This window comes from Kineococcus glutinatus (genome assembly GCF_039542765.1).
Classification (GTDB): domain Bacteria; phylum Actinomycetota; class Actinomycetes; order Actinomycetales; family Kineococcaceae; genus Kineococcus_A; species Kineococcus_A glutinatus.
This window is the reverse complement of the sequence record NZ_BAABIL010000668.1, coordinates 1-1,426: the sequence shown is the minus strand read 5'-3', so window position 1 is coordinate 1,426 and position 1,426 is coordinate 1. Positions and strand designations below refer to the sequence as shown.

Annotated in this window: 2 protein-coding genes and 1 tRNA gene; 2 read left to right on the top strand and 1 reads right to left on the bottom strand. The window is 78.1% G+C overall.

The window, feature by feature from the left end:
- Window positions 1-10: 10 nt before the first annotated feature.
- A tRNA-Thr gene (locus ABEB16_RS19870) sits at window positions 11-83 on the bottom strand.
- Between the two features lie 155 nt (window positions 84-238).
- Here ABEB16_RS19870 and ABEB16_RS19865 point away from each other — a divergent pair.
- Both ABEB16_RS19865 and ABEB16_RS19860 read left to right on the top strand, forming a co-directional pair.
- Complete coding sequence (locus tag ABEB16_RS19865) at window positions 239-541, top strand: hypothetical protein (RefSeq protein WP_345713933.1); 303 nt, start codon at window positions 239-241, stop codon at window positions 539-541.
- A 64-nt stretch (window positions 542-605) separates the two neighbouring features.
- On the top strand, window positions 606-1,426 hold an 821-nt coding region (locus tag ABEB16_RS19860), incomplete at its 3' end, for an NADP-dependent oxidoreductase (RefSeq protein ID WP_345713932.1).

Sequence of the window (1,426 nt, the reverse complement as noted above, 5' to 3'; positions counted from 1 at the left end):
GCCATCGCGGAGCCGGCACGGGGACTCGAACCCCGAACCGCCCGATTACAAGTCGGGTGCGCTACCAGTTGCGCCATGCCGGCCGGCGCCGGGCAGGCCCGGCGTGCCCGATGGTAGCCGCCCGTCGCCCCGGCGGGCGGCTCCCGCCGCTGCGCCCGCCTGTATCCACCCCGCCCCCGCTCCCCTCCCCCGGGCGTGCCGTCGGACCCGCCGCCGGCCCGACAACCCGGAGGACACCATGCGCACCTCGACCAGCCCCGCCCGCGCCCCGCGACGCCTGCTGCGGGCCGGTGCGGCCCTCTCGCTCGCCGCGCTCGGCCTGGCGGTGGCCGCCGCCCCGGCGAGCGCCGCACGCCACGACAGCTGTGCCACCGCCCGCGCGGTCTTCCGCGCGCAGATGAACGAGGCCCGCTTCTGGCTCAACGCGGCCGACACCCTCGCCGCGGGCGGCAACACCGCCTCCGCCGCGGCCGCCACCGCCGAGGCGGAGTACTACATGGGCCTGGCGAACGAGTCCCTCGGCGAGATGGAGGGCTGCTGACGGCCCCACCGGGGCGGGCGCCGCTCGACGTGCGCCCCACCGCGTGCTCGCGGAGGGTGGGGCCGTGCGCGTGGTCGAGGTGGGCGAACCCGGTGGTCCCGACGTCCTGCGGTGCGTGGAGCGCCCGGACCCGCAGCCGGGCCCGGGCGAGGTGCTGGTGCGGGTGGCGGCGGCGACGGTGAACCCCACCGACCTCGCCGCCCGCGAGGGCCACGCCCCCGGCGGGGTGCCGGAGCCCCCATACGTGCTGGGCTGGGACTTCGCGGGCACCGTCGAGCGGGTGGGCGCCGACGTGCAGCAGCTCACCGCCGGCCAGGACGTGGTCGGGATGATCCCCTGGTACGCGGCGGGCGGGCGGTACGGGGCCTACGCGGAGCTGATCGCCGTCCCGCAGGACTGGGTGCTGCCGCGCCCGGAGGGGCTGGGGGCGGTGGAGGCGGCGACGGTGCCGCTCAACGCCCTCACGGCGGCGCAGTTCCTGCAGCACCTCGGCCTGCTGGAGCAGCCCGAACCGGTGCGGCTGCTGGTCACCGGCGCCAGCGGCGCGGTGGGTGGTTTCGCGGTGCAGCTCGCGGTGCGGGCAGGGCACGACGTGACGGCGGTCGCGGGGTCCGGCGACGAGGGGTGGGTGCGGGCCCTGGGTGCCACGACCGTCCTGCCCCGGGACGTGGACTACGCGGCGCTGGAACCGTTCGGTTTCGTCCTCGACGCCGTGCCGGTGGGCGCCCCCGTGTTCCCGGCCGTGGCGCCGGGCGGCTCCGTCATCACGACGCGGCCGGTGGAGCAGGCCCCCGCGGCGGCCGGCATCCGCCAGCAGGTGGAGCTGGTGCGCGAACCGCTGGAGTCGCGCACGTCCACGCTGCCCGGGCCGGCATCGCGCACGTC

Bases quoted from the DNA above. Each gene is read 5' to 3' on its own strand.
- ABEB16_RS19865 (WP_345713933.1), top strand. From the start codon at position 239: ATGCGCACCTCGACCAGCCCCGCCCGCGCCCCGCGACGCCTGCTGCGG.